Source organism: Caulobacter sp. GW821-FHT10A10 (genome assembly GCF_059415745.1).
In genome coordinates this window covers 201,470-221,179 of the sequence record NZ_JBWKNV010000001.1, presented here as the reverse complement: position 1 = coordinate 221,179, position 19,710 = coordinate 201,470, and the positions used below count along the sequence as shown (strand labels likewise).

The following is a 19,710-nucleotide window of genomic DNA, read 5'->3' as shown; positions in this document are numbered from 1 at the left end:
GGTCCCCGGGGTCAATATAAGCTCTACCTTGCCGGGAGGTCGAGCGGGGCTGCGCGAAATCAGCGCTGCGAGCGGATCCAGCCGGTGAGCGACAGGCGCGGGCCCGCGGCGTGCGGCGTGACGTAGGTCACGGCGTGCTTCTGGGGCACCCGGAAGATGTTGAGGGCGTTGAAGCTGGGCGTGTAGCCCTCGGCCACGTGGCCGTCGCCGTCTAGGAACAGCAGCAGCCCGCCCCAGTCGGCCCGCCAGTTCGGCGTCAGGTTGAGGACATAGGCGTAGAGGCGGTTCTTGCCGTCGGCGTGGTCGTCGTGCTCGGTCAGGAAGTGGCCGGGGCGATAGCGGGTGGCCTGGCTGTCGCAATAGACGGGACGGTCGTCGCCGGTCAGGTCGCGCACGAAGTCGAGGAAGGCCTCGCCGTTCAGCAGGTCGTAGGCGGCCTCGACCAGCCGGCCTTCGCGACGGCCGGCCTCGACCTCGTCGCTGACCCGGAAATTGTCGAACCGGAAGCCGAAGCCGTTGCGGGTTTCCTCGGCCACCTGGCGATCGAGCGCCAGATCGTCGGCGGGCGACAGGGCGCCGGGGCCGTCCAGCGGCAGGTTCCACAGCTTCTTGCCGACGCCGACCACGCCGCTCCACGGCGTGTCCAGCGTCAGGGCCGCGTGCAGGCGGGCGGCCGAGTCGGCGGTCAGGAACCCCGGCACGTGCAGCCGGCCGTTGGCGGCGAAGGCGTCGCGCCAGGCCCCGGGCGTCAGGCCGGGGTCCAGGGACAGGGGAGCTTGCTGGGCGGGTTGGGGCATGGACGATACCGGAAACGAAAAACGCCCCGGTGGTGACCGGGGCGTCTTCGAAGATAGAGCCGAAGCTTAGCGGGGCGCCAGGATCATGATCATCTGACGGCCTTCCATGCGGGGCTCGTACTCGACCTTGGCGACTTCCTCGAAGTCGGCCTTGACCTTGAGCAGCAGCTTCATGCCGAGTTCCGGGTGAGCCATTTCACGACCGCGGAAGCGCAGGGTCACCTTGACCTTGTCGCCTTCCTCGAAGAAGCGGTGCATGGCTTTCGCCTTCACCTCGTAGTCGTGGATGTCGATGTTCGGGCGGAGTTTGATCTCCTTGAGCTCGACCACCTTCTGACGCTTGCGGGCCTCGTTCTTCTTCTTCTGCTCCTGGAACTTGAACTTGCCATAGTCCAGAATCTTGCAGACCGGCGGGTTCGCGTTCGGAACGATTTCGACCAGGTCCAGGCCAGCCTCTTCGGCCGCTTCCATGGCGGAGGCGGTCGGCATCTCGCCCTGCTTCTCGCCGTTCTGGTCGATCAGCAGCACGCGGGGGACGCGGATTTCATCGTTGATACGCGGTCCATCCTTGACGGGCGGCGCTTGCATGGGACGGCGAATAGGGGCGGCTCCGGAATTGTTGTAGAGGATTTCGCGCGGCGCCCATGGGGCGTCGCGTTCAGATGATATATGACGCCAGACACGGGCGCTATCAAGCGCTCGCCGCGACAAGACCGTTCCACGACCGCGGATAAGTGGCGAAAGGGACGGCGGGACGGGAACGCGATCGGGACGGGACGCCGTTTTCCCTTCCTCCAGACGCGACTCGACCCTGCCTTGACCGCCGCCGCCCCCGATATGCCCACCACACGCCATACGCCCATCGAGGACATCCACGCCCTGCTGATCGGCACGAGCTTCATCGCCGTGGGCCTGACCCTGCTGAAGACGGCGGGGCTGGTGACCGGCGGGATCGCCGGGATCGCCCTGATCATCTCCTATCTGGGCGGCTGGCCGGTAGGGGTGGTGTTCTTCGTGCTGAACCTGCCGTTCTACGTCTTCGCCCAGCGCGCCCTGGGCTGGACCTTCACCCTGAAGACCCTGGTGGTGAACATCCTGCTGACCGGCCTGACCCTGGCCCTGCCGCACTGGCTGAAGCTGCAGGGCGTGAACCCGGTGTTCGCGGCGGTGTTCGGCGGCACCATCATCGGCATGGGCATCCTGGCGCTGGCCCGTCACCGCTCGTCGGTCGGCGGCGTCGGGGTGCTGGGCCTGTGGCTGCAGGAAAAGCACGGGATCAGCGCGGGCAAGGTGCAGATGGCCACCGACGTCCTGGTGGTCGGCGCGGCCTTCATGGTGGTCAGCTTCGACAAGCTCTTGCTGTCGATCCTGTCGGCCGTGGCTCTGAGCATCGTCATCATCGCCAACCACAAGCCGGGGCGCTACGCCGGCTACTAACGTCCCGACTACTGACGACGATGTCGACAGGCCCTCTGTTCGAGAGCGGCCGGAACTGGCATATGACGCTCCGTAAAGCTCAAGTTAGCGCTAACATAACAATGGGTTCCCGATGACACGTCCCGTCCTGGCGACCGCCCGCGCCCGCGTCGAACTGCTGCCGCAGGTGGGCGGTTCGATCGGCCGCTTCGTGTTCGACGGCCGCGACGTGCTGCGCCCGACGCCGGAAGGCGCGACCGACGCGCTCGACGTCGGCTGCTTCCCGCTGGTCCCGTTCTGCAACCGCATCCCCCATGGCCGCTTCTCGTTCGAAGGCCGCGAGGTGACCCTGGCCCCGAACCTGGCCGGCCATCCGCATCCGCTGCACGGCCAGGGCTGGCGCGCCGCCTGGACGGTCACCGGCCTGTCCGACACCCGCGCCGTCCTGACCTACGACCACGCCCCGTCCGACTGGCCCTGGGCCTATCGCGCCGAGCAGATCCTGGTGCTGTCCGACGAGGGGCTGCGCATCGAACTGTCGGTGACCAACACCGGGACGGAAACGATGCCGGCCGGCCTTGGCCTGCACCCCTATTTCGCCGCCCGTCCGGGCGAGACCCTGCAGGCCGGCGTCGACGGCGTCTGGATGGTCGACGCCGACGTGCTGCCCACGACCCACCACGACGGCGTCTGGATGCGCGACTGGACGGCCGGCGCGCCGACCGCCACCGACAGCCTGATCGACAACTGCTGGACCGGCTTTTCCGGCAAGGCCGTGCTGTCGGCCCCGGGCGGGACGTCGACGACCATCGAGGCCTCCGACAACTGCCGCTGGGTCCACGTCTATTCGCCGCCGGGCGCCGACTTCGTCTGCGTCGAGCCCACCGCCAGCCGTCCCGACCCCTTCGGTGAAGGCGAGACCGGGATCGTCGCCCTGGCGCCGGGCGAGACGACGTCGGTCTGGATGACCCTCAAAGTCGCATGATCGCCGACCTGCTGGATTTGCGCCGGATCAAGGCGCGCTGGGCCGACGCGGGCTTGAATGGCGCGATGAGCGCCCCTCCGCCCGCCCGTCCGCTGGTGGTCGTCGTCGAAGCCGACGCGGCCCTGCGCGAGGCCCTGGCCTTCGCCCTGGAGACCGAGGGCTACTGGATCCGCGCCTTCGCCGGGGTGGACGAGGCGTCGCTGTCGGAGATGATCGCCGCCGACTGCCTGGTGCTGGACGTGGATTTCCTGGCCCTGGCGGCCCTGCGCGGCAAGGGCGTGCGCACCCCCGCCGTGCTGCTGGCCGACGGCCCCGTCGACCTCTCGGCCGCCGACGCCCTCTGGGCCGGCGTCGCCCACAAGCCCCTGATCACCGACGCGCTCAGCCTGCAGGTGAAGAAGGCGGTCGGGGCTTAAGTTCCCCACCTCCCAAACTACCCCGTCATTCCCGCCCCCTATCCGCCCGTCATTCCCGCCCTTGTGGCGGGAACCCCTCTGTCAGCCGCAAGGGCGGGAGGGGCGGCGTGCTCGGCACGCCGCTGGCGCTTCACATGCGGGCGGAGCCAGGGTTTCCCGCCACAAGGGCGGGAATGACGGGAGTTGGGGGAGGGGGGAGTTCGCTCCTTCACCCCCGAAACGCCGGCCGGATCACCTGGATGAAGTTCCTCAGCGCCGGGCTCGGCGTCTTCGTGGCCGCCAGGCTCAGCCGCGCCACGGGGCTCTGGCCGGCGATGTCGCGGTAGGCGACGCCCTCGACGGCCAGCTGACGCATGGAGGCCGGCACGATCGAGACGCCCAGTTCGGCCGCGACCAGCACGATCACCGAGGTCATCTGCGGCGCGGCCTGGCCCATCACCGGCTCGACGCCGGCGGCGCGGAAGGCTTCGACCGCCGCGTCATGCACCGTGGGGCCCAGGTGGCGCGGGGTCATGATCAGCGGTTCGTCCTTCAGCAGCGACAGGTCCACCGGATCGGAGGCCGCCGCCGGATGGCTGGCCGGCAGGGCGGCGATCACCGGCTCGTCGACCAGGTCGTGCACGGCCAGGCCCTCGAGGTTCACCGAGCCCGGCCGCAGGAAGGCCGCGTCCAGCGCGCCCTCGGCCAGGTGTTCGGAAAGGTGGGTGCTGTTGCTCTCGGTCAGCGACAGCTCGACCTCCGGATAGAGCCGGCGATAGGCCCGCACCGCCGTCGAGACCACCGGATGCAGGCTGGCCGAGCCGGTGAAGCCCAGCCGCAGGGAGCCGGTCTCGCCGCGCGCCGCCCGCCGGGCCAGCACGGCCGCCGCGCCGGCCTGGTCGGGCAGGGTGCGCACGGCGGCGTGGAAGGCCTTGCCCGCCTCGGTCAGCTCGGCCCCGCTGGGAATGCGGCGGAACAGCTGCACGCCCAGTTCGGTCTCCAGGTCCTTGATCTGCTGGCTCAACGGCGGCTGGCCGATGCCGACCCTGGCGGCGGCGCGCGTGAAGTTGCGCTCCTCGGCCACGGCCAGGAAGTAGCGGATGTGGCGCAGCTCCATGTCATCTCCAAAAGCGATCAAGAAAGCCTTCGCCATATATTGGACTATGGGGCGGCCGACTTCTAGATCGACGCCATGACCGCCATCGCTCCCACGACCGATCTTTCGCCGCCGCGTATCGCCGCCGGCACGGCGCGGTTCCGGCGCATGTCGCTGGCCCTGTTCCTGGGCGGCTTCTCGACCTTCAGCCTGCTCTATTGCGTGCAGCCCCTGATGCCGACCTTCGCCCGCGATTTCGGGCTGACCCCGGCCCAGAGCTCCCTGGCCCTGTCGCTGAGCACCGGGGCGCTGGCGGTGGCGATCCTGCTGGCTGGGGCGGCGTCGCAGAGCCTGGGCCGCAAGGGGCTGATGTTCGCGTCGATGAGTCTCGCGGCCCTGCTGAACCTCGCCGCCGCCTTCGCGCCGTCCTGGCCGATGCTGCTGCTGGCGCGGGCGGCCGAGGGCTTCCTGCTGGGCGGCGTGCCCGCCGTCGCCATGGCGTATGTGGGCGAGGAGATGGAGCCCCGCGACCTGGGCGCGGCCATGGGCCTGTACGTCGCCGGAACGGCCTTCGGCGGCATGGCCGGACGGGTCGGCATGGGCCTGCTGGTCGAGGTCGGGACCTGGCGCTCGGCGATGGCGACGATCGGGGCGCTGGACCTGCTGGCCGCCGCCGCCTTCTTCCTGCTGCTGCCCCGCTCGCGCCATTTCCAGCCGACCCCGGCCCGCGCCGCCCAGGCCGCCGCCTGGGGAGCGGCCCTGGCCGACCGGCGGCTGCTGGCCCTGTTCGCCGTCGGCTTCTGCCTGACCGGCGTCTTCGTGACGATCTTCAACTACGCCGGTTTCCGGCTGGAGGACCCGCCCTATGGCCTCAGCCAGGGCCAGACCAGCCTGATCTTCCTGGTCTACGCCTTCGGGGTGGTCGCCTCGTCGACGGCGGGCAAGCTGGCCGACCGCTGGGGCCGGCGCACCCTGCTGAGCATTGGTCTCGCTGTCATGCTGGCGGGCGTGGCCCTGACCCTGCCGGCCGGCCTGCCGTGGATCGTGGCGGGCGTGGCCTTGGTCACCATCGGCTTCTTCATCGCCCACGCCGTGGCCAGCGGCTGGGTCGGCGCCCTGGCCGGCAAGGCCAAAGGCCAGGCGGCGGCGTTGTACCTGCTGTTCTACTATGTAGGCTCCAGCTTGGCCGGCTCGGCCGGCGGCGGCTTCTGGCGCGCGGGCGGCTGGTCGGCGGTGGCGGGTTTCACCACCGTGCTGGCCGTGGTCGCCGGCGTCCTGGCCCTGCGTTTGAAGGAGACCCGCCATGGCTGATCTCGCCCCGCTCGTTCTCCTGCCCGGCCTGCTGTGCGACGCCCGCCTGTGGCGCGAGCAGGTGCTGGCCCTGCACGACGTGGCCGATATCCAGGTCGCCGACCTGACCCTCGACGAAAGCGTCTCGGCCATGGCGCAGCGCGTGCTGGCCGCCGCGCCCGAACGCTTCGCCCTCGGCGGCCTCTCCATGGGCGGCTATGTCGCCTTCGAGATCCTGCGCCAGGCCCCCGAGCGGGTGACGCGGCTGGCGCTGTTCTCCACCAGCGCCGCCCCCGACAGCCCCCAGCGCGCCGAGCAGCGCCGCCGGGCCATGGCGGCCGTGTCGGTCGGACGGTTCCTGGGCGTGACCCAGCAGATGATGCCGCAGCTCCTGCCGCCCTCGCGGCTGAACGATCCCCTGGCCGGCGAGGTCAAGGCCATGGCCGGCCGGGTCGGCGGCGAGGCCTTCCTACGCCAGCAGCAGGCGATCCTCGGCCGCCCGGACTCGCGTCCCGGCCTGGCCGACATCCGCGTGCCGACCCTGGTGGCGGTGGGCGATCTCGACCGCCTGACGCCCCCGGCCGAGTCCCAGGCGATCCACGAGGGCGTCGCCGGCTCGACCCTGCACGTCTTCGCCGACTGCGGCCACCTGCCGGCCATGGAGCGGCCCGACGAGACCACGGCCCTGCTGCGCGCCTGGCTGATGGAGGCCTGAGATGAGCGATCCCAACCGCCTGGCCGTCTACGGCACGCTGGCGCCGGGCAAGCCCAACCATCACCACTTGGCCGATCTCGTCGGCCAGTGGAGCGCGGGCGTCGTCACCGGACGGCTGGTCGCCCAGGGTTGGGGCGCGGATCTCGGCTTTCCGGGGCTGGTGCTGGATCCGGCCGGCGTCGCCGTGCCGGTGCAGGTGCTGACTTCTGACGATCTTCCGGCCCACTGGCCGCGCCTGGACGCCTTCGAGGGCGAGGGCTAACGCCGGGCGCTGGCTGCGGTGACGACTGACGACGGTGAGGTCGAGGCCTGGATTTACGTGCTGGCCGACTGACGGCTGGGGCGGATCGACATCCCGTCGTGCAGGCGGTCGGGTGTCGAAATAGATTACGCTTGTAGATTTCAAGGTCTGTTCGTAGGCTCCCGCAAAACGACAGGGGGAGCGCCATGCGGCAGTCTTGGTTGGTGGGTCTGGCGGCGGCCCTGGCGCTGACAACGGGTTCTGCGGCTCAGGCGTGCTCCCCGGCCTACGGCTATGTCCGGCCCAGCAATTTCGAGCTCGTGCAGATCGCCGAGGCCATCGTCGTCGCCACGCCGGTGTCCGCGCCGGCCTCCGCTCCGGAGGCGCCGCCCTTCGACTGGCCGATGCGCGTGCGCGTGACCGAGAGCCTGAAGGGGAACCTGAGCGGCGAGGTTGATGTCAGGGGCGTGATGCTGGGGCGCACCGTGCGCAGCGATCCGAGCGACGTCACCTTCTCCCACCCCGAAGGCCACAACGGCCCGTGCAACCGCGTCACCCTGGCCAAGGGCGGCAGCTATCTGCTGATGCTGGGCCGTCGCGGCGAAAGCCTGGGCGTGCTGCCCTATGCGTTTTCGCGCGTGAACGAAGACTATGCCGGTCCCGACAGTCCGTGGTCGCGGATGGTGCGGACCTATCTCGACATCCAGCGCGATCCGGATCCGATGGCTCGGCTCGCCCGGCTGGAGGCCCTGAAAGCCCAGCTCGACGCCAAGCCCGATAGGACGGCTTACGAAACGGCGCTAGCCGGCGACATCGGCGGCCACCTGGGCTCGATCTCGCCCTGGAAGCCGACGCCGTTCCTGCTGGCCGCCTATGACGACCTCAAGGCCGGCCGGCCGCCGCGCTACGCGCCGCGGGATGCGGCCTTCGACGCCGAGCAGTCCGAGGCGGGGGCCCTCACCGACCTCCTCATGGCCCAGCTGACCGGAGACCGGCCGCCGCCGGCCAAGCCCGTTCGCGACCCGCGCGAGACCGCCATACTGGAAGCGCTGATCGAGGAAGGGCACGCCGACGCCGCGCCGGTCTTCGAGCCGTTCCTGCGCGAGGACGCCTCGCTCGCCGACCTCGACATCGGCCTGCGCTTCCTGGCCGCCAACGGCCAGTACCGACGGGCCTACGACCTGATCGAGGCGCGCTTTCCGGCCCGCCTGGCGGCGGCGACGTCCGCCGAGGAGGCCCAGGCCCTGCTGCGGCTGACGGCGGAGGTGCAGGAGGATCCCTACGGCGGCGAGCCGCCGCGCTGGCGCGCCGATCCGTCGGTCGAGGCGCGCTGGCCGCGCTTTTCCATGGCCCTGGCGACCGAGGCCAAGAAGCGCTTCGACATCGACGCCGACTTCGTGGAGGGCCCGAAGGTCCTGCTGGGCGCCGACTATCGCGCCAACCCGGCCTTGACCCTGATGCTGTCGGGCCATCTTCGCGAGATCACCGACTGGGCCACGGCCGAACTGGTCCGGCCCGAGACGCTGGCCCCTCCGACAGCCGGGGAGGCCGAGGATCGGCTGGCCCTGCCGCTGGATATCACCATGCGCTGGTCCGGCGTCTCGGACGACAAGCGGGAAGAGGCGGCGGTGACGCAGGTGTTCTGCGCCGGCCCCGGCCCGCGCGCGGCGCTGATCCGCGCCTGGGGACGGTCCGGCGGTTCCTTCAGCATCGACTTCGCCAAGCGGATGGCGGTCTCGCCCGCGCTCGACGCCGGCGATCGGACCCTGCTGGCGCAGGCCGCCGAGGCGTGGAAACGCAGGGCGGCCAAGGAGGCGTACGACGGCCGGGAGCCCGACGATCCCGCACTGACCAGGCTGCTGAAGGCCGAGGTCCCCAGCGCCAGGGAGATCAGGCCGCTGAAGCCGATCCGCTGCCCGGCCGCTTAGGTCGGATCGACATTCAGCCGTTCGCGACCTTCAAATCCGTGTCTCCCCGCGAAGGCGGGGATGCTCGGTGAAAATGAGCTCAGGTCGGTAAATGTCGATCCGTCCTAGGGCGAGATCAGCCCCTGACCGACAACGTCATCCGTACCAGGGCGGCCAGGTTGTCGGCGTGCATCTTGCTCATCAGCTTGGCGCGGTAGATCTCGACGGTGCGGGGGCTGATGCCCAGGTCGCGGGCGATGATCTTGTTGGGCTGGCCGGCCACGACGCCGTCCAGCACCTGGCGCTCGCGCTCCGACAGGGTCTCGATGCGGGCCAGCACCTGGGCCTGGTCGTCGCTGACCGCCGGCTGGGCCGGGGCGGCGCTGGCCAGGGCGCGTTCCAGGGCCGCCAGGATGCGGGCCTCGGAGAACGGCTTTTCGATGAAGTCCACCACCCCGTCGCGCATGGCCTCGACGGCCATCGGGATGTCGCCGTGGCCGGTGATCATCACCACCGGCAGGGCCGAGGCCTCGGCGCGCAGGCGCTTGACCAGTTCCTGGCCCGACATGCCGGGCATGCGCACGTCGGTGATCACGCAGCCGGCCTCGGCCGACGGCAGAGCGGCCAGGAAGGCCTGGGCGTCGGGATAGGTGCGCACCCGGAAATCGGCCGTCTCCAGCAGGAAGGCCAGGGAGTCGCGGGCGTCGGCGTCGTCGTCGACCACGTGCACAACGGCGTCGCTCATCGGGTGGTCTCCTGCTCGGTCTTGTCGGCTTGGTGCGAGGTAGGTTCTGGGGCGGGCGGCAGGGTGAAGCGGAAGATCGTGCCGCCGCCGGGATTGGCGTCGGCCCAGATGCGGCCGCCGTGGGCCTCGATGATCGAGCGCGAGATCGACAGCCCCACCCCCATGCCCTCGGCCTTGGTGGTCATGAACGGCTCGAACAGCCGGGCGCGGAATTCGTCGTCGACGCCCGAGCCGGTGTCGGCCACGGCCACCTCGACGACGCCGTCGTCCTGCCGGCGGCTGGTCACCGACAGGCGGCGGACGGGCCGGCCGTCCATGGCCTCGACGGCGTTGCGGATCAGGTTGACCAGCACCTGCTGGATCTGCACCCGGTCGGCGAAGACGGCGTCACAGGCCGGGTCCAGGGCGATGCTGACCTCGGCCTGGCCCTCGCGCACGCCGATCAGGGCCAGGGCCCGGGCGTCGTCGACCAGTTCCGACAGGCTCTCGACGTCGCGCTCGGTGGCCCCGCGGCGGACGAACTCGCGCATGCGATGGATGACGTCGCCGGCCCGCAACGCCTGGTCCGAGGCGCGGTCGATGGCGTCGCGCACCTTGGCCTGGTCTTCGGGGCGGCCGCGGTCCATCAGCCGGCGCGAGCCGGTCAGCAGGTTGGCGATGGCCGACAGCGGCTGGTTCAGCTCGTGGGCCAGGGTGGTGGCCATTTCGCCCATGGCCGTCAGCCGCGAGACGTGGACCAGCTCGCCCTGCAGCTCCTGCAGGCGGCTCTCGGTGGCGTGGCGCTCGGTCAGGTCGCGGATGAAGCCGGTATAGGCGCGGGTGGGGCCCTTGGTCTCGCCGACCGCCAACTCCATCGGAAAGGTCGTGCCGTCGCGGCGCAGGCCGGTGACGACCCGGCCGATGCCGATCACCCGCTTGTCGCCGGTGCGCTCGTAGCGCTCCAGATAGGCGTCGTGGGCGCTCTGGTGCGGCTCGGGCATCAGCATGCTGACGTTGCGGCCGATCACCTCCGGGGCGTTCCAGCCGAACAGGCGCTCGGCGGCGGGGCTGAACGAGGTCATGATCCCGCGCGGATCGATCACCACCACGGCGTCGGGCACGGTGTCGAGCACCGAGCGCAGGTGGTCGGTGATGTCGGCCATCCGCCGGCGGGCGGCGTGGAACCAGCCGCCGCCGATCGACATGCCCACGCCGATCATCAGGAACACCAGGCTGGAGACGGCCGTGGCCTGGTCGGGCTGGGGCGAGAAGGTCAGGAACCAGACCATGGCCGAGGCCAGGATGGTCGCCACCAGGCCGGGGATCAGTCCGCCCAGCGCCGCGCTGATCAGCACCGACGGCACGAACAGCAGGAAGGTCGCCGGGGCGGCGTAGCGGCTGGGCAGGGCGAAATAGAGCAGGGCGCAGCCGGCCACCAGGCCGGCGGCGGCCATGAAGACGCCGAGGCGAAGCTCGCTGTACAGCGGCGCGGGCGGGCGCTGGGGCGCGGCCATGATCGTCTAGAGCGTCGCCGTCGTGGTCATGGGGGCGCTTATAGCCGGTCCGGCGGCCGGCGACACCGTCTCGACAGCGACTGTCCGTTCACAGAGCGCCAGCGGCGCTTGCCGATGGCTGACCAGCACCAGGCCCTGCCCCGTGGCGCGCAGGCGGGCGTCGAGCCGCGCCACGACCCGGGCCTCGGTCGCCGCGTCCAGACCCTCGGTCGGCTCGTCCAGCAGCAGCCAGGGCGCGTCGCGCAGCAGGGCGCGGGCCAGTGACAGGCGCCGGCGCTCGCCGCCCGACAGCCGCTCGCCGGCCTCGCCCAGCCAGGTGTCCAGGCCCTGCGGCAGGGCGCGGACGCGGTCGGCCAGGGCGGCGTCGTCGAGGGCGGCCCACAGGGCCTCGTCCGAGGCGGCCGGCGCGGCGAGCTTGAGGTTCTCGCGCACCGTGCCGGCCAGCAGGGCGGCGTCCTGCGGGGCGTAGGCGAAGGCTTGGCGCAGGTCGGCAGGCGAAAGGCCGGCGCCGTCCACGCCGCCGAGCGCGAAGGCGTCGGCGGGGGCGTCGCGCAGGCCCAGCAGCTGTTCCAGCCGGGTGGTCTTGCCGCAGCCGGTGGGGCCGACGATCGCCAGCCGTGCGCCGGGCGCGAGGTCCTGGTTCAGCAGGCGCAAGGCGGGGCGACTGGCGACGGCGGGCGTGGCGGTTTCCGGGGCATGCCGCAGGATGGCGTCCAACCGCTCGCCGGCGGCCTCGGCGGCGCCGTCCTGCTCGAAGGCCCGTGCGATGGGGGCGGCGGCCTCGATGGCCATCACAGCCGCCAGGGCGGCCAGCGCCGCCAGCGGAGCGCCGGCCGGGGCGGCCAGGGCCAGCACGGCGGCGACGGCCAGGCCCGTCAGCGCGCCTTCCAACAGGGCCAGCACGCCCTGCGCCCGCACGGCGCGCACCTTCAGGGCGTCGAGCCGGCCGCCTAGCTGCGCGATGCGATCGAGGGCCGGACCTTCCGCGCCATAGACCTTCAGCTCCGGCGCGGCGGCGGCGAAGGCGGCTAGGGCCTCCTTCAGTTCGCCAGCCGCCGTCTGGATCGCAGCGCCGGCGGGCGCGCTGAGCTTGCGGGTCAGCACGCGAGCGAGGATCAGGTGCAGGGCGACGGCCAGGGCGATGGCGACGGCCGGGCCGATACCGGCGATGGCCGACAGGGCCACCGCGAGCCCGACCCCGGCCGCCGCGCCCCAGGGGGCGGACAGGCGCACGAAGCGGGTCTCGACGGCGTCGACGTCCTGCACCAGGCGGGCGGCGGCCTCGCCGCGCGAGACGGCCAGGGCTTCACGCGGCGGGGCGGCGGCAAGGCTGGCGAACAGGCGCGGGCGGATAGCGGCCAGGGCGTCCAGCGCCGCGGCGTGGCCCTGCAGCCGCTCGCCGTAGCGGGCGCCGGTGCGCAGGATCGCCAGCAGGCGGATCATGGCGCTGGGCAGCAGCACGTTGAAGGCCTGCGCGGTCGCAAGGCCCGCGACGCCGGCCAGGGCCGCGCCGGTGATGAACCAGCCCGAGAGGCCGAGCAAGGTGGTCGAGGCCGCGCCGACCACGGCGGCGCAGGCGGTGGCCAGGATCAGCGGCCGGGCCTGCCGACGGCGCTGCTCGGCGACGAGTTTCGAGAGCGGGCTCACAGGCGCACCACCTGGTCGGCGACGACGGCCAGGGCCTCCGAATGGGTGGCGATCAGGGTCGTGCGGCCGGCGGCGGCCTCTCTGATCGCGGCGATCATCGCGGCCTCGGCGGCGGCGTCGAGATCGGCGGTCGGTTCGTCCAGCAGCAGGATCGGCGCGGGCTTCAGCAGGGCGCGGGCGATGCCCAGCCGCCGGCGCTCGCCGCCCGACAGTCCGCCGCCGCGCTCGTCCAGCGGCGCATCCAGACCGCCCCGGCGGTCGAGCAGGTCGGACAGGCCCGCGCGACGGGCGGCGGCTTCGAGCTCTTCGCGCGAGGCGTCGGGGCGGGCCAGGGCCAGGTTGTCGGCCAGCGACCCGGCCAGCAGCAGCGGCGACTGCCCGGCCCAGGCTAGGTCGGCGGCGAACGATCCGACGGCCGACAGCTTCGCGTCGCCGACCCGCACCTCGCCGGCGGTGAGCGGGGCAAGGCCCGTCAGCAGGTTCAGCACGGTGGTCTTGCCGCAGCCGCTGGGGCCGAGCAGGGCGGTGATCGTCCCACCGGCGGCGATCAGGTCGAGCCCTTCGAACACGGCCGCCTCGCCGCCGGCATAGGTCACCCCGACGCCCTGGAAGCGGATGTTCGGCGCCTTCGTCAGGGCCAGCGGCGCGGCGGCCGGGGCGGGCGTGGGCAGGCGGGCCAGGGTCAGGGCGGCGGCCTCGGCGGCCTGGCGGTCGTGATAGGCGGCGGCCAGCTTGCGCATCGGGGCGTAGACCTCCGGCGCCAGGGCCAGGGCGAAGAAGGCCCGCTTGAGGTCCAGCGTCTCCGGAACCGGGAAGGGCAGCAGCCGCAGCAGGTTGAAGCCGCAATAGACCGCCACCAGCGCCACCGACAGGGCGGCGAAGAACTCCAGCGCCGCCGACGAGAAGAACGCCACGCGCAGCACCGCCTGGGTCCGCTTGGAAAGGTCGAGCGCCGCGCCGGCCAGGCCCGCCGTCACTCGCCCCTCGGCCTGGAAGGCCAGCACCACCGGCAGGGTCTGCACCCGGTCGAGGAACAGGCTGGACAGCCGCTCCAGGGCCAGGAACTGCCGGCGCGAGGCGTCGGCGGCGGCCATGCCGGCCAGGGCCATGGCGGCGATGAAAGGCAGTAGGGTGAAAAGCTGGATGCCGGCGCAGACCGGGCTGGCGACGGCGGTCAGGGCGATCAGCAGCAACGGCGCGATCGCCGAGGCGCCGCGGGCGGGCGCAAAGCGCGAGACATAGCCGTCCAGCGCCTCGACGCCCTCCATGACAGCTGTGACGGCGGCCCCGCCGCGCGGCGCGCCGGGCGCCAGCAGCGAGGCGGCGGCTTCGCGCCGGGCGTGGGCTTTGGCCTGGGCGGCGGCCTGCGCGCCCGCCTTGCCGGCCTGCGCGGCCATCGCCCCGCGCGCCAGGGCCGAGCCGAGGGCCAGCGCCAGGAAGGGCAGGGCCTCGTTCAGGCTCCGCGTCAGGGCGTCGATCCCGAAGGCCAGGCCCGCGGCGAAGCCCGCCGCCCCGACCACGTCGGCCAGCCGCCACAGCACCGCCGATCGCCCGCCGTTCGCGGTCGCCTTGTTCAAGCCGCGCAGCCACGGGCGCGCGAGCGTGAGGATCTCGGTCTCGACGGGGGAGCGGGCGGTCATGAGCGGGGTCTAGCGCTCCATCGGAGGGCGGCCTTGATCGGGATCAAAGACCCCTTCCGCCGACACGCCTAAGGCGAGATGCTCGTCCGGCGCGACCGATCGCCGTTCGACCCCGGAGCTACCCATGGATCCCGCCGTCGTCGATTTATCCCGCCTGCAGTTCGCCCTCACGGCCCTGTACCATTTCCTTTTCGTGCCCCTGACACTGGGGCTGTCCTTCATGCTGTTCATCATGGAGGCGGTCTACGTCATGACCAAGCGCCCGATCTGGCGCACGGTCACCAAGTTCTGGGGCACGCTGTTCGGCATCAACTTCGTCCTTGGGGTCGCCACCGGCGTCACCATGGAATTCCAGTTCGGCATGAACTGGGCCTACTACTCGCACTATGTGGGCGACATCTTCGGCGCCCCGCTGGCCATCGAGGGCCTGATGGCCTTCTTCCTCGAGGCCACCTTCGTCGGGCTGATGTTCTTCGGCTGGGACAAGCTGAAGCCGGTGACCCACCTGCTCGTCACCTTCCTGGTGGCGCTGGGCACCAACCTGTCGGCTCTGTGGATCCTGATCGCCAACGGCTGGATGCAGAACCCGGTCGGCGCGGCCTTCAATCCCGACACGATGCGGATGGAGGTGACCGACTTCAAGGCGGTGATCTTCAATCCCGTCGCCCAGGCCAAGTTCGTGCACACCGTCAGCGCCGGCTACACCATCGCCGCCGTCTTCGTGCTCGGCGTCTCGGCCTTCTACCTGCTGAAGGGCCGGTGGACGGGCGTGGCCAAACGGTCGATGACCGTCGCCGCCGCCTTCGGCTTGGCGTCGGCCCTGTCGGTCGTCGTGCTCGGCGACGAGAGCGGCTACGCCCTCACCGACAACCAGAAAATGAAGCTCGCGGCTCTGGAGGCCATGTGGGAGACCGAGCCCGCCCCGGCCGGCCTGACCGCCTTCGGCATCCCCAGTCTCGCCGACCGCAAGACCCACGCCGAGGTCAAGATCCCCTATGTGCTGGGCCTGATCGCCACGCGCAGCATCGACAAGCCGGTCGAAGGCATCTTCGAACTGGTGGCCTCGGCGCAGGACCGCATCGAGCACGGCGTCGTCGCCTATGACGCGCTGGAGAAGCTGAAGGCCAATCCCAAGGACATCGAGGCCCGGGCCGTCTTCGAACTGAACCGCCGCGACCTCGGCTACGCCCTGCTGCTCAAGCGCCATGTCGACGACCCGCGCACGGCCTCCAAGGAGCTGATCGCCAAGACCGCCTGGGACACCGTGCCCAACGTGCCGGTGATGTTCTGGGCCTTCCGCATCATGGCCGGCACGGGCCTGCTGATGATCGCCCTCTTCGCCACCGCCTTCGTGCTGGTCACCCTGCGCAAGCATCACACCAAGTGGTTCCTGCGACTGGCGGTGCTGGCCATCCCGCTGCCGTGGATCGCCACGGAGCTGGGCTGGGTGCTGGCCGAGGTCGGGCGTCAGCCCTGGGCCGTCGACGGGGTTCTGCCCACCTTCCTGTCGCCCTCCAGCCTCAGCGTGCCGCAGCTGCTGGCCAGCATCGTCGGCTTCACCCTGCTCTACGGCGCCCTGGCGGTGGTCGAGGTCGGGCTGATCCTGAAGACCATCAAGAAGGGTCCGTTCGCCGAACAGGAAGCCTTCCCCACAGACACTGGCCCAACAGCCTCCGGCGCGCCTGTCGCCGAAGCCGTCGCCTAAAGGAGACCAGATCATGGAACTCCCCCTCGACTATCCGACCCTCCGCCTGATCTGGTGGGGCCTGCTGGGCGTGCTGCTGATCGCCTTCGCCCTGACCGACGGCTTCGACATGGGCGTGGCCGCCCTGCTGCCCTTCGTCGGCCGCAACGACGACGAGCGGCGCACGGTGATCAACACCATCGGCGCCACCTGGGAAGGCAACCAGGTGTGGTTCATCACCGGCGGGGCGGCGATCTTCGCCGCCTGGCCGATGGTCTACGGCGCCACCTTCTCCGGCTTCTACCTGGCCATGTTCCTGGTGCTGTCGGCGATGATCCTTAGACCCGTCGGCTTCAAGTACCGGTCCAAGCGGCCGGAGGCCAAGTGGCGCTCGTTCTGGGACTGGTCGCTGTTCATCGGCGGCTTCGTGCCGGCCCTGGTGTTCGGCGTGGCTGTCGGCAACGTGCTGCAAGGCGCCCCGATCAAGCTCGATAGCGACCTGCGCAGCACCTATCACGGCTCGTTCTTCGAACTCTTCACGCCGTTCACCCTGGTCTGCGGCCTGCTGTCGACCAGCATGCTGGTGCTGCACGGCGCGGCGTGGCTATCGGTGAAGGCCGAGCGGGGGCCGATCGTCGACCGCGCCCGCAAGTTCGGCCTGGTCGCCGGCGTCGCCAGCATCGTGCTCTTCGCCCTGGGCGGCCTGCTGGCCAGCAAGCTCGGCTTCCGCGTCGAGGGCGTGGTCGATCCGGCTGGCCCGTCCAACCCGCTGCGCGCCACGGCCGTGGCGGCCCCGGGCGCCTGGTTCGACAACTACGTCCGCTATCCGTGGATGGTCATCGCCCCGGTGCTGGGTTTCGTCGGCGCGGCCTTCGCGACCTTCGGCCTGCTGAAGCGCCAGGAAGGCCTGGCCTTCGGCGGATCCTCGGCCTCGGCCGCGGGCATCATCGCCACCAGCGGCCTGTCGATGTTCCCGTTCATCCTGCCGAGCACGGTCGACGCCCATTCCAGCTTCCTGGTCTGGAACGCCTCGTCCAGCCACTCGACCCTGTTCACCATGCTGGTCGTGGTGGTGCTGCTGCTGCCGGTGGTGCTGGCCTACACCGCCTTCGTCTACCGGGTGCTCTGGGGCCGCACGAGCAGCGCCGCCCTGAAGACCGACCCGGCCCTGTACTGAGGAGATCGCGCTATGTGGTATTTCACCTGGATCCTCGGCCTCGGCCTGGCCCTGGCCTTCGGCGTCCTCAACGGCGTCTGGTACGAGTTCAACCTCACCGACGAGGGCGACACCGGGGCGTCGGAGCCCTGAGCCACAGCAAGGGAGGCCCGGGAAACCGGGCCTCTTTTCATAGGAACCTCCCCCTGTGGGGGAGGCGATCGCGCAGCGATCGGAGGGGGGAGTGGTTGATGACTTTCAGCCGCCTCGGAAGCTGAAAACGGCCCCCCACCGGCCTTCGGCCGCCTCCCCCAGAGGGGGAGGTTTTAAGCTTCCACCAACTCCGGCTCCGCCGCGTCGAGCCGTACGCCCGACCAGCGCTCGACCGCGCCGATCAGCTCCATGGCCGAGATCGGCTTGCCGATGTGGCCGTTCATGCCCGCCGCCGCCGTGGCCCCGACATGCTCGGGCAGGACGTCGGCGCTGAGCGCGATGATCGGGGTAGAGCGGTTGGCCGAGATCGGTCCACGGATCGCCCGGGCGGCGGCGAAGCCGTCCATGCCCGGCATCTGAAGGTCCATCAGGATCAGGTCGAACGGCCGGTCCGACGCCATCAGCACCGCCTCGGCGCCGCTGGCCGCCTCGATCACCTCGTGGCCGATCGCCTGCAGCATGGCCCGCACCAACTCGCGGTTGGCGTCGACGTCGTCGACCACCAGCACCTGGGCGGCGGGACCCTCCACCGAAGCCGCCCGCGTCGGCGCGGCGCTCGCGGCCAGGTCGGCCGGCATGGCGCGAACGTGGAAGCGGAACACCGAGCCGCCGCCGTCTGCGGGGACCATCTCGATGTCGCCGCCCATCAGCTCGACCAGGCCCTTGCAGATCGACAGGCCAAGGCCCGTGCCGCCGTGCCGGCGGGTGTGGGAGCCGTCCACCTGCGAGAAGCGCTGGAACAACCGCGCGCGCTTGTCGGCCGGCACGCCGCAGCCGGTGTCCGACACCGCCACGTGCAGCAGGCCGTCGCGGAAGGCGGCGCTGATCCGCACCTCGCCGGTCTCGGTGAACTTCACCGCATTGCCCAGCAGGTTGACGGCGATCTGGCTCAGGCGGCCGGCGTCGGCGTTGAGCACGGCCGGCGCGTCGGGATCGATCTCGACGACCAGCGCCAGGCCCTTGGCCCGGGCCTGCTCGGCGAACATCGCCGCCAGGTCGTCGAGGAACGGTTCGAGCGCGAAGGGCGCGGGCGAGAGGGCGACGTGGCCGGCCTCCAGCTTGGAGAAGTCGAGGATGTCGTTGACCACGGCCAGCAGGGCCTGGCCGGCGGTGTCGACCCGGCGGACATAGGCGTCGGCCGTCGGCGGCAGGTCGTCCAGCTCGCCCAGCAGGGCGGTGAAGCCATTGATGGCGGTCAGCGGGGTGCGGATCTCGTGGCTCATATTGGCCAGGAACTCGGCCTTGGCCTCGGCGGCGGCCTCGGCCTGCAGCTTGGCGTCCAGCAGGGCCGCCTCGCGGGCGTGGGCCTCGGTGACGTCCATGACCGCGCCGAACAGGGTGACGACCTGGCCGTCGGGACCCAGCTCGGCCGCGCCGTGGCAGACCACGTGGCGCAGCGCGCCGTCGGTGCGGGTCAGCCGCAGGCTCGTCTCGAACGGCTCGCCGGTGACGGCGGCCGAGCGGAAGCGGGTCTCCAGGGCGTCGCGCTCGGACGGGTCGAAGAAGGTCAGCTGCTCGGTCAGCCCCGGGGCGACGCTTGCCGGCTCCAGGCCGAAGATCCGGAAGACGCCCTCCGACCAGGTGATGACGCCGCTGGCGATGTCGGCCCGCCAGTGGCCCACCCCGGCCATGGTCTCGGCCATCAGGGCGATGCGGTGGGCCTCGCGGATGGTGCGGGCGTCGGCCTGGGCGCGGGCCTCGGCCTCGGCCAGGTCGCGGCGGGCCCGATGCAGGTCGACCTGCACGGCGCGCAGCGCGCGGAACACGACGTAGGTGGTGGCCAGCACCGTGGCCAGCCGCCAGGGCTGGTCGGCGCGGATCAGGAAGACGGCCGCAACGGTCTGCACCAGCAGCATCGCCGCCAGCATCGGCGACATGTTGATCGCCAGGCGCCGGGGGCGGGCGTAGTCGCGGACCACGATCTCGAACATCACCACCCCGAACAGGGTGACGCCGAAGGTCTGGGCCGCGCCGGTCTCGAAGAAGGTCAGGTAGAAGGCCGCCGCGGCGTAGCCGGCGCTCTGCAGCCAGGAAAACAGGGTCCGTCCCGGCGGCAGGTTCCGGTGCTCGGCCAGCGCCAGGACCGCCATCACCGCCAGCCAGGCCAGGGGCGGGATCCAGGGCGAATAGGGCAGGGTGGCGGCGCAGACGGCGATGCAGAAGGCCAGTCGCGCGGCCAGGCCGTTCACCCGCGAGGGCGAGGCCAGCAAGGTGTCGCACAGCGCCGCCAGGCGACGGCGTCGCCTCGCCCGGTCGTCGTGGTCCTTCGGATTGACCGTGCTCATTCGGG

The 19,710-nt window shown here is 71.3% G+C and carries 18 protein-coding genes; 10 read left to right on the top strand and 8 right to left on the bottom strand.

All coding sequences use genetic code 11. The features are described 5' to 3' along the window. Window positions 1-59: 59 nt before the first annotated feature. Both AC07NS_RS01115 and infC read right to left on the bottom strand, forming a co-directional pair. A complete protein-coding gene (locus AC07NS_RS01115; protein WP_494600805.1) occupies window positions 60-797 on the bottom strand; it encodes a 2OG-Fe(II) oxygenase in 738 nt (245 codons plus the stop codon). A 66-nt stretch (window positions 798-863) separates the two neighbouring features. After that, the gene (gene infC / locus AC07NS_RS01110) at window positions 864-1,385 is read right to left on the bottom strand and encodes a translation initiation factor IF-3 (protein WP_198574607.1); all 522 of its coding nucleotides are present in this window, start codon (window positions 1,383-1,385) and stop codon (window positions 864-866) included. A 249-nt stretch (window positions 1,386-1,634) separates the two neighbouring features. On the opposite strand from infC, the gene AC07NS_RS01105 reads away from it, so the two are divergent. The 3 genes from AC07NS_RS01105 (at window position 1,635) to AC07NS_RS01095 (ending at window position 3,614) form a co-directional block, all read left to right on the top strand. Next, on the top strand, window positions 1,635-2,234 hold the full coding sequence (locus tag AC07NS_RS01105; protein WP_494601839.1) for a YitT family protein: 600 nt from the start codon (window positions 1,635-1,637) through the stop codon (window positions 2,232-2,234). 112 nt (window positions 2,235-2,346) lie between these two features. Next, the gene (locus AC07NS_RS01100; RefSeq protein WP_494600804.1) at window positions 2,347-3,198 is read left to right on the top strand and encodes an aldose 1-epimerase; all 852 of its coding nucleotides are present in this window, start codon (window positions 2,347-2,349) and stop codon (window positions 3,196-3,198) included. Beyond that, complete coding sequence (locus tag AC07NS_RS01095; RefSeq protein WP_494600802.1) at window positions 3,195-3,614, top strand: response regulator transcription factor; 420 nt, start codon at window positions 3,195-3,197, stop codon at window positions 3,612-3,614. Before AC07NS_RS01100 ends, AC07NS_RS01095 begins: the two co-directional genes overlap by 4 nt. Window positions 3,615-3,822: 208 nt before the next feature. On the opposite strand, the gene AC07NS_RS01090 is transcribed toward AC07NS_RS01095, so the two are convergent. After that, window positions 3,823-4,710, bottom strand: coding sequence for a LysR family transcriptional regulator (locus AC07NS_RS01090; protein ID WP_494600801.1), 888 nt, complete (start codon window positions 4,708-4,710; stop codon window positions 3,823-3,825). 75 nt (window positions 4,711-4,785) lie between these two features. On the opposite strand from AC07NS_RS01090, the gene AC07NS_RS01085 reads away from it, so the two are divergent. From AC07NS_RS01085 to AC07NS_RS01070, 4 genes are all read left to right on the top strand, one after another. Continuing rightward, window positions 4,786-6,000, top strand: coding sequence for an MFS transporter (locus AC07NS_RS01085; RefSeq protein ID WP_494600799.1), 1,215 nt, complete (start codon window positions 4,786-4,788; stop codon window positions 5,998-6,000). After that, on the top strand, window positions 5,993-6,694 hold the full coding sequence (locus AC07NS_RS01080; RefSeq protein ID WP_494600798.1) for an alpha/beta fold hydrolase: 702 nt from the start codon (window positions 5,993-5,995) through the stop codon (window positions 6,692-6,694). The genes AC07NS_RS01085 and AC07NS_RS01080 overlap by 8 nt, the downstream gene beginning before the upstream one ends. Before the next feature lies 1 nt (window position 6,695). Beyond that, window positions 6,696-6,956 carry a gamma-glutamylcyclotransferase family protein gene (locus AC07NS_RS01075; protein WP_494600796.1) on the top strand — a complete coding sequence of 87 codons (261 nt, stop codon included), beginning with the start codon at window positions 6,696-6,698 and terminating at the stop codon, window positions 6,954-6,956. A 185-nt stretch (window positions 6,957-7,141) separates the two neighbouring features. After that, complete coding sequence (locus AC07NS_RS01070; protein WP_494600795.1) at window positions 7,142-8,863, top strand: hypothetical protein; 1,722 nt, start codon at window positions 7,142-7,144, stop codon at window positions 8,861-8,863. 115 nt (window positions 8,864-8,978) lie between these two features. Here the strand turns inward: AC07NS_RS01070 and fixJ are convergent, their stop codons facing one another. From fixJ to cydD, 4 genes are read right to left on the bottom strand one after another with little or no spacing between them, the layout of a single operon-like run. After that, window positions 8,979-9,587, bottom strand: coding sequence for a response regulator FixJ (gene fixJ / locus AC07NS_RS01065; RefSeq protein WP_494600794.1), 609 nt, complete (start codon window positions 9,585-9,587; stop codon window positions 8,979-8,981). Next, the gene (locus tag AC07NS_RS01060; RefSeq protein WP_494600792.1) at window positions 9,584-11,080 is read right to left on the bottom strand and encodes a PAS domain S-box protein; all 1,497 of its coding nucleotides are present in this window, start codon (window positions 11,078-11,080) and stop codon (window positions 9,584-9,586) included. Before AC07NS_RS01060 ends, fixJ begins: the two co-directional genes overlap by 4 nt. A 6-nt stretch (window positions 11,081-11,086) precedes the next feature. Continuing rightward, entirely contained in the window at window positions 11,087-12,727 is a 1,641-nt protein-coding gene (locus tag AC07NS_RS01055) for an amino acid ABC transporter ATP-binding/permease protein (RefSeq protein ID WP_494600790.1), read from the bottom strand. Continuing rightward, entirely contained in the window at window positions 12,724-14,367 is a 1,644-nt protein-coding gene (gene cydD, locus AC07NS_RS01050) for a thiol reductant ABC exporter subunit CydD (RefSeq protein WP_494600788.1), read from the bottom strand. Before cydD ends, AC07NS_RS01055 begins: the two co-directional genes overlap by 4 nt. 124 nt (window positions 14,368-14,491) lie before the next feature. Between cydD and AC07NS_RS01045 the strand changes: the two genes are divergently transcribed. Genes AC07NS_RS01045 through cydX form a run of 3 tightly spaced genes read left to right on the top strand, consistent with a single transcriptional unit; the run spans window position 14,492 to window position 17,360 of the window. Then, window positions 14,492-16,072: a cytochrome ubiquinol oxidase subunit I gene (locus AC07NS_RS01045; protein WP_494600787.1), complete on the top strand. Its 1,581-nt coding sequence runs from the start codon at window positions 14,492-14,494 to the stop codon at window positions 16,070-16,072. Window positions 16,073-16,085: 13 nt separating this feature from the next. Beyond that, window positions 16,086-17,228: a cytochrome d ubiquinol oxidase subunit II gene (cydB, locus tag AC07NS_RS01040; protein WP_494600786.1), complete on the top strand. Its 1,143-nt coding sequence runs from the start codon at window positions 16,086-16,088 to the stop codon at window positions 17,226-17,228. A 12-nt stretch (window positions 17,229-17,240) separates the two neighbouring features. Further along, entirely contained in the window at window positions 17,241-17,360 is a 120-nt protein-coding gene (gene cydX, locus AC07NS_RS01035; RefSeq protein ID WP_494600785.1) for a cytochrome bd-I oxidase subunit CydX, read from the top strand. 173 nt (window positions 17,361-17,533) lie between these two features. Here cydX and AC07NS_RS01030 read toward each other — a convergent pair whose 3' ends face one another. Continuing rightward, on the bottom strand, window positions 17,534-19,705 hold the full coding sequence (locus AC07NS_RS01030; RefSeq protein WP_494600784.1) for a hybrid sensor histidine kinase/response regulator: 2,172 nt from the start codon (window positions 19,703-19,705) through the stop codon (window positions 17,534-17,536). Window positions 19,706-19,710: the final 5 nt, after the last annotated feature.